The following is an 8968-nucleotide window of genomic DNA, read 5'->3' on the forward strand; positions in this document are numbered from 1 at the left end:
TATTTATGTGCTTAGCAAAAGCCTGAGAAGAAATCTTCTCAGGCTTTCTACGTACTATAAACCTCATTGAGAAAGATAAGAAACGGAGTTCGTAATCTTGTTAAGAGGTTTTACTAAATACTAGTCTTTCTTTGTTTTTGCTACAAAGAGAGCAGATAGGGCTAGGCTAACACCTGCTAGGAAGAGGGCTGTGTCAGATTGACTCTCACCAGTTGCTGGCAAGCTTTGTTCAGCTGTTTCTGGTCTAGCTATTTCTTGCTTATAATCTGGCGTCTTACCTTGATCGGAAGCTAAAGAGCTAAGGTTAAACTCAGGTTTCTCTACAGTTGGAGCGGCTTGGTCGCCTACTGTTGAGATTGGACCTGTGTACTCTGGAAGTTCATGTACCAAAGCTTCAACTGCATTGACACCGCCCTGGAACTCAGGCTTCTCAACTGTCGGAGCTGGTTGGTCGCCTACTGTTGATAATGGGCCTGTGTAGGCTGGAAGCTCATGTACCAAGGCTTCAACTGCATTGACACCACCTTGAAACTCAGGTTTCTCTACTGTTGGAGCAGTTTGATCACCTACTGTTGCTAATGGGCCTGTGTAGGCTGGTACTTCATGTACCAAGGCCTCAGTTGCATTGACACCACCCGTGAATTCAGGAACCTCAAGAACGGGTGCTGGTTCTTCGCCCTTGCTTGATTGAACAGCTTCCTCTGTTAATTCTTGATAGAAGCTCGCCAATTCATAAAACTCAGCCTTGCCGCCTTCCCAGACTAATTTGACGTCTAGAAGAGAGCCGCCATTTCGGATAGCAAAAGTTTGGAGACTAGATGTAATGGCACCGAGGTCTGTCCAACTGTCTTGGCCATCCTTAAGTGTTCTAGCAAGAACACGTGCTTGCGCTCCTTCAGGAAGACTGGAAACGAGACGAAGGTGGTTAGCTTTAGTTGGTTCAGACAAGTGATACACCAACTCGCCCTTGTCTTTTTCAGACTTGTAGCTGGTCAAGACTTTGCCGTCTACAAGATTATTATAAAGGTTGCCTTGGCTTTCTCCACTACTTCCTTCTACTGTTGGATCATTGATTGGTTTGACAAATTCACCATCGTTGATGACCAATTCTGTAAAGCCTACAAAACGGGCATCATAGTCTGCTGTATAGAGGACACGGAGATAGTTAGCTTTAACCGGTGTCGTCAATTCACCCTCGATATAGCGATTTCCTGGCATCTTAGAATCATGTGTCCAACCATCTGTCAATGAATCATCGTGTTGGCTGTTGGCCACACCATCTCCTACTGTAACGACATCAGTCCAAGTTTTACCGTCTTGGCTGACTTGAATCTTACCATCACGAAGGTAGTTTTGTGTTCCGTCTTGGATATAAGCTCTAATCTTCTTGATGGTACGTTCGCTACCAAGTTTCAAGGTTACGTGGCCATCTTTATGGGCATAGTCTGAAAACTCAACGAAGTTGTTATAAACACCGTCAAACAGTTGATCTAGGTTGTTCAGTTTACGAACATCATTGCTTCCGTATGTTGGATGAATGCCCATAGTTGTAGATTCTAGTTTGGTTGGTTGTACTTCTTTGGTTGTCACAAGGAGAGAAGTGGCTGTCACAGCTTGTTCCTGATCTGTTTTATTGACCAGACGAACATAACGAACCAAGTGGGTTGCAACAGTTCTGTCTGTCAACTGGCTAGCCGGCGTCCATTCTTGCGCATTTGCAGAGTACTCTAGAGTAAGAGCTGGATTGGCCTGACCTTGGAGCTGGATGCTCTTGATCTGATGGATACGGTCAAGCTTCATACCTAGATAGCTATGAGCAGGGAGTTTGGTTCCAGCTGGAATTTGAAGCTCGTAACTGCCCAAGCTATCCACTACTGGTGTTTCCTTCAAGGCGTCGACGTTGGTGTCTGTTAACTCACTATTTCCAGAGCGTGTCTCAACAGAGAAGTCCTGGATACGCCACCATAGGTCGAGAGCTTTGGTATTGCGGACTCGGATGTAACGAGCGTTGATTGCTCTGGTCACTTCCTTGGTTTGTTCTCCTGATAGGCGATCCAACTCTTGCCACGCAGTTCCATCTGTAGAATACTCAAGTACACCTGCGGCAAGCTTATCACCCGTTCCTTGGCGAAGTCGTACTTTAGTGACTGATTTGACTTCACCGAGGTCCAGTTGTGCCCAGGCATCTACTGGTGTCGTATTGCTACCGTCAGCATTTGCCATCATGGCTTCTGTATTGTCCTTGCCATCAGTGATTTGACGGGCTGAGGTATTTAGTTTGTAAACTAAGTTTGAGCTTAGACTAACTGTCGTTGCTTGTTGGCTACGAGCTTTTTCAACTGGACGGTTGACTGCAATTTCCTGAACTGCAAACCAAGTATTCTCACGGTCTGCTGTCGCAATCATGCGAACTGCCTTGGCCTTTATATTGAGATTTTCAAACTTAAGTAGGGATTCATTTCCGACATAGCTTGGCTCTTTCAAGGTTACCCAGTTATCATTTTCATCTTGATACTGCACTTCTGCCTTACTAAAAGTATCACGTGGATTTGCCTGCGTTCCCATAGCAAAGGTCAAGGTTTGAATCGTTACTGGTTTGTTGAACTTCATACCAATATAATCACCTGTCTTGATACTATTTGGTGATTTAATAATCGCATGAGTTGCCAAATCGCCGTCCGTCACTTCTGCCAAACCACCCTCTACACCTGTTCGATTGGTAATAAAGGTACTGATGATTTGGTCTGGATGCAAGACTTTTTGAACTTCAGACGCTAGAACTTCTTTCAAGGATAGGATAAATGGACGAATATGTTGAACACCCAATTCAGCCTTTTCCATATGGTCTACATAATGGAAGGTGTGAGTTTGAGACTGTTCGTACAATTTCAAACCTTTATAGTAGCTATCCCAAAGTTTGGCTGCATCGTTTGTAGCCATGGCTTCAGTTCCTGTAAGGAAGGCATCGAGAGCATTCATTTGATCGATTGCATTATCCAACCAATAGTGGATTTGGGCAACCATTTTTTTATCGCCTGATGCTTTATAGAGTTCAGCTGCTTCTTTAATCTTGGCAAATTCTGCACGCAAGGCTGCACGTTCAGCAGCCACATCCTGACCTGCTTTGAGCTTGGTCATGAAGTCTGTTAATTTTGGAGCCAAGTCTACAGATTCTTCTAGTTTGACGACACGATTGTCCATGTTTTGGTTGATCATGTGCTTACCAAGTTCGCGGAAGGCTGCCGATACCTTGCTATCTTCAAAATGACCATTTTCTACAAAGTTGAAGGCAATGTCATTGATTTTCTTAGCTTCTTCTTCTGATTTCCACTGTTTCCATGAGTATTGAGCTCCTGAAAAGAGGGCAATCTTAGATGGTTCAGACTGTTGCATTGGGTTCAACATGATACCAGATAGCAAGCTAGGATCTACATTCGGATGAAGGAATTTCTCACCCCCACCTAGAATCAAGTGTTGTTTAGAGTTGTCTGTTACCGGCCAGTTAATCCAAAGTGAAACTGGGCGATAGGTCTTGCCACCTGCGGATAGATTGTTTTTGAGAGTTGAAAGGAAGCTTTCAGAGGCTTCACCCCAAATCTTACCCCCCGTCAAGGTCATGGTTGTTGATCTTGGGAGATTTTCATTGAGGGATTTCAACTCATCCTCACGTCCATTACCCCAATACTGTCCAGGAACAAAGATCATTTCTTTACGAAGACCGCTGTAAGTTCCCTGCATTTCAGTCAACCACTTGGTCATATCTTGCATCAAGCGGTTGTAGCTATTGTAGCCTCCAACTGGGCTTGGTGCATCATCTGCAAGGATACCAAATTCGCGGACACCCACTTTCATCAACTGGGTAAATTTGGCCTTGATAGTTGCCAAATCTTCTTGGTAATGTGCTTCATTGCCAAAGCGGATACGGTTGTTCATGAATGGATGGATAGTCCACACATAGCGAGTTTTACTTTGATTTCCGACACGAGCAAGTTCACGGATTTCAGCTAGTTTTTCTTCTGGATAGAGTTCTCGCCATTTCTTGTTGTGGTATGGATCATCTTTTGGTGCAAAGAAGTATTGGTTCAATTTCAAATCGCCACCAAAACGCATGAGTTCTGCACGATCTGCATTCGACCATGGGTTTCCATAGTAACCTTCGATGAAACCACGGTTCTTGAGCTCTGCGTAATCTTCTACTGTCACATTGCGAAGGACTGGCACTTGGCTTTCCTTGAGCATGTGTTTCAAGGTTGTCAAACCATAGAAGACCGCATCTGTGTCTTTTCCGACGATGGAAATCGAATTATCCTTGATGCTCAAGACATAGGCGTCAATCTTGTCAAAGAGGCCTGCTGAAACATTGGACAAGTTTTGCTCTGCTTGTGAACCTTGTCCATGCACTCCAAGATAGATATTGGTTGCGCTAGCGATTGCCGCCTTACCAGTTGTATAAGATACTTGATTGTCCTGCAAGACACTCTTCAAGCGATTGCGAGTATAGATATCGAGTTGATCGCCCATGACCAGATTGACTTGCTTACGAAGGGCTGTGACTCCTTCTCCATAAGTCACTTTTTGTGGCGTTGGGAAGACCTTGTACTCTTTCTTGAGATAGTCTGCGCTCTTGCTGGCAGCCACAATGCTGTCTTCGCTAGCTGGTTTACTTGCAGTAAATTGATCTGCCAATTCAACTGTTCCATCACCGGTTTGGTCTACTTTTGGTTTTTCAGGTGTAGTTGGTTTTTCTGGTTGACTTGGTGCAGGCGTTTCTTGCTCTTCTTTGACAGGTTTCAATAAATGAACTTCAGCTGCACTTGCAAAGCCACCAACGCCTTCCAATACTTTCAACTCAATCTTGTTGGTATCTACCGCCGCAAAGTTAACTGTTTTTTCTTGGGCATTGTTGTCCCAGTTTCCTTCTGAAACCTTGACCATTTGGCCATCTTTTTGTGCGTAGATTTCGTAGCGGGTAACGACACCATTTCCACCACCTGGACGAGGGAGATAAGTCAAGCCATTGACTTTTTCTGCTTCTTTCAAGGTCATAGTCAGACTGTATGGCGCAGTGTCACCAGTCCATTTAGTATGCCAGAAGGTATTTGGATCATTGTCAAAGGCCTTTTCAACAGCGCCTTCAGTCGCATTTCCTGGAAGTTGCTGACTGCTTGCGGTTGCAGTAATCTTATCATTTGAAATCAAACGAGGATTTACAAAAGGCTTATCAGTCAACTCAGCGCTGTGCAAGATTCCCTTGAAGCCACCGATACTTTCAAGTGGCAATACCAAGCTTGTATGAGCCAAACGTGGATGCGCAGGATCCGCGATACGCTCGATCTTTTCACCATCCACATAGACTTCCGTTGATTGTGGTTTGGTCACGATGGAGATTTGATAGCGTTTGTTCTTTTCAAGTTTCTTCTTGAACTGGATATGGAACTGTTCAAATTGATAAGCAAGGTAGCCGTCTTTATCAGCTAGATAGATACGGTTGTCCCCACTTGTTGAGAAGGTTTGTTCACCGTCTCCAGTGACAGTCACATCAAACTTCAAGACATGGCTTGGACCAACATCACCAGCCAAGCCTTCGATGCTGCTGTCTTTCTCAAAAGCCAATCCCTGCTCGCTTGTCTTCACTTTCTTACTTGTATAGTTCTTGATGGTTTCAGAATTGATGGTAAACAAGTCGCTTTGATCAATCGCTCTATCAGGATTTGACTGGGGCGCATAAGGGCTTGTTGGTAGGGTGCGTTCTGCAAAGGTCGTAGCTGCACGATCAGATCCCCAAGTGCGCTCTGCAGTGGTTTGCATGCTCTTAAAGAAGCGTTTAAAGATATCATAAGAGGTCAAGCCTGTCTCATGAAGGTCGATATTGTCATTCCAAACTGCGTGCCCACCACCAAGGATACTTGGATGAGAAGCTGGTAGAAGTGGACCTCCACCTGTTCTAAAATCATTCGGTGTCCAGCTATTGTACTGACGTTCGTAGTTAGCATAGTCCCCGTAGGCTGCTTGACTATTGCTTCCACTTGGCACACTATAGGTCGGCACATCTGTGATGTTGATAATTTTAGCTCCCTGAGCAATGGCTTCATTTGGTCGTTGCCATCCGATACTCCAGATATCAACCTCTACTCCGTTCCAATCAACAGGAGTGTTCCCACGTTTCGCACTGAGCGAACCCCAGATACGAGGGGTATAGCCTTTTCCTTTAATGTATTTGATAAGGTCATTGACATAGCGACGATAGCTTTCTCTGCTGCCATAGTATTCATCCGTTCCGATATGAACAGTGGACACGCCATGAAGCGGTGCATCTGGACCATCGAGGAGTTTGTCATAAACTGATTTGACAAAAGCCAGCGTTTCATCGTATTTATTATCTAGGTCTAGCATAGCTACGCGCTCGACATTGTGCTTGCCTGCATAATCGCTCAAACTACCTTGATACATGAGGTCTGGGCGGACTTTGACAAATGATAGTGCATGACCTGGTGTATCAATTTCTGGCACTAGGTTGATATGCAAGGCCTTGGCAAGTTTAATCAGATTTTGCATTTCTTCCTTGGTATAGTGCTCATCTGATGTCAATTTTTGACCATTCTTACCAACAATATCTGTCTCCACACGGAAACCAGTCTTAGCGTGTTCAAGTACATACTTGAGTTGTTCTTCTGAACTTAAATTCTTACCTGCCAAGTGTTCCTTGAGGAAGATATAGTTATCATTAAGGTGCAACTGCAAGTCGTTCATCTTGTAGTAAGCCATGTTGAGCATGATGTCTACAAGAGTGTCATAAGGGATAAATTTACGACCTGTATCCAGCATAAAGCCACGGTGGCTGAAACTTGGGAAATCACGAATTTCGCCATTTTGTAGGTCTGTTTCTCCCATTTGAAGAAGAGTACGAGTTGCGTAGAAGGCTCCTGTGTTCGTTGCAGCTTCAATGGTAATCACGTCATCTTGGATAGTGATTCCATAGCCTTCCTTACCATAACCTTTGTTTTCAACCTTTTTAAATTCGATTCGTTTTTGAGCTTGCTTGTCACCTGTTGCTAGTTCCAATCCACGGCTGGCAAGGTCTGACTGGTAGAAGCTTGCAGCCTGATCAAAGCCAGAATCACCTGTCGCAAGAACTGTATCTGAAGTGATAGAAGATTGACCTTCTTTCCCATACCATTGTTGAACAGCTGGTGCTACTTTTGGTTTGACACCCACACCCTCGTCCTGATGTAGTCCCTTGATGACTACTTCAAACTCTTTTGTAAAGGTATGACTGTCTCTGATTTGCTGGACCATGACCTTGACACGTTGATCTGTCAAAGGTTTATAGATACGATTTTGAAGGTCAATCACACCTTGCTTGTTGCTTCCGATAAGGCTAACTTTCCCTGGTAAAGTTGGTAAGACAAGAGACTGTCCGTCTTCTGCTACTGTTAGTTCGGTTACTTGGCGGATGTCCGTTACCTTACTATGGTCCGGAACGTTAGAATAGGCTCGAATTTCTTGGATTCCAACGTTTCTCCAACCCATTGTTCCCGCTTGATAGTCATTGATTTCTAACTTGAGATATTTAGCTTGAATACTATTGGCTAAGTCAACTTTCTCATCTAAAACAGGTTCTCCAGTCTTGGTATGAGCGAGTTTCCATTGTTTTTCTCCATTAGCGCCCACGTCTTCTTGACCTGCATAGTAGAGACTCCAAGATTTGATATTGGGGTCATTTTGCCCATTCCGAAGACGACGATCCCAGTCGATTTCTACATGTTTAATCAAGGTAGTCTTTGGCAGAGTTAGTTCAAAAGTTGGTTTTGGTACATCTTTGTCTGTAGCCCAACGAGTATTGTCATCTCCGTCGATAGCCTTATCTGCAGTAAAGCTGGTACCAGTCTCATGGTTACTCGCCTGAGCAGTAGCACCTTCGAGATGGTTGACATCCTCTCTATCTTCGACTTGCTTTTCATCTGGTTTTGTTGCGGGCGTAGTGGTTTCCGCAGGTTGATTGTCTGCCTTTGGTGTTTCAACCGGTTTCGGCGTTTCTGCTGGCTTGGGACTTGCAGGACTTGTCTCAGGTTTTGTCGCTTCACTTGGTGTAGGATTGGTTCCTTCGTCAGTCGCTGGAGTCTCCTCATGATTTGCTTCTGTTGCAGCTGCTGCATCCGCCTTTTCAAGCGCAGCGGCTAAATCATCGGGTAGCTTATCCAGTGCTTGAACATGGGTGATACTTCCCTCTGTTTCTGAAGGCGTTGCTGTTTCTGCTGCCTGAACCATATTGGCTCCAAAGATACTAGCACCAATCATAACAGAGGCTGCACCGATTGCAAATTTTCTTATACTATAGTGACAGCGTTTCTCAAAAAAATGTCTATCCATCTTTCTCCTATTCCTTTCATCCGCTTACATGAGTAAGCGGTATCATTTCTCCTTTGAAAAAAGGAGAGAACCTAGAGGTCCTCTCCGGCTGTTTAATCCTATTTGATTCTAGTTCTTTTTGACTGCTAAAATCAAATCTCATTAATCTTCTTTACGTTTTGTCGTAAGAACAGCAGCAGATAAAGCGATACTCACACTTGCTAAGAAGAGGGCTACTTCTGAGCTGTGCTCCCCTGTAGCAGGTAGTTTTTCTTCATCTTTAGCTCCCGGAGTTTTGGTATCAGCTACTGGACTTGAAGTGAGCGGGTACTCAGGTTTTTCAACTGTTGGAACTGCTTGATCTCCAGCTGTAGCCAATACACCTGTGTAGGCTGGTTTCTCGTTTACCAAGGCTTGGACCGCATTGACTCCTCCCTTAAACTCTGGGACTTCATGTACAGCTGCTTCAACTGCATTAACCCCACCCTTGAACTCAGGGACTTCATGTACAGCTGCTTCTGCTGCATTGACACTACCCTTGAACTCAGGAACTTCGTGTATAGAAGGCTTCAACTGCATTGACACCACCTTGAAACTCAGGTTTCTCAACTGTCGGAGC

Annotated in this window: 1 protein-coding gene and 1 pseudogene; both read right to left on the reverse strand. The window is 44.5% G+C overall.

The genetic code is table 11. From position 1 onward, the window contains the following. Window positions 1-120: 120 nt before the first annotated feature. Window positions 121-8370, reverse strand: a complete 8250-nt coding sequence (locus tag HMPREF1516_RS06115) for an SIALI-17 repeat-containing surface protein (RefSeq protein WP_033606043.1) — start codon at window positions 8368-8370, stop codon at window positions 121-123. A 141-nt stretch (window positions 8371-8511) separates the two neighbouring features. Then, window positions 8512-8968, reverse strand: a pseudogene (locus HMPREF1516_RS06120) (SIALI-17 repeat-containing surface protein); the annotation flags it as partial.

Origin of the sequence: Streptococcus sp. CM6 (assembly GCF_000526095.1) — a bacterium.
Classification (GTDB): Bacteria; Bacillota; Bacilli; order Lactobacillales; family Streptococcaceae; genus Streptococcus; species Streptococcus oralis_BW.

Bases quoted from the DNA above. Each gene is read 5' to 3' on its own strand.
- HMPREF1516_RS06115 (WP_033606043.1), bottom strand. From the start codon at position 8,370: ATGGATAGACATTTTTTTGAGAAACGCTGTCACTATAGTATAAGAAAA.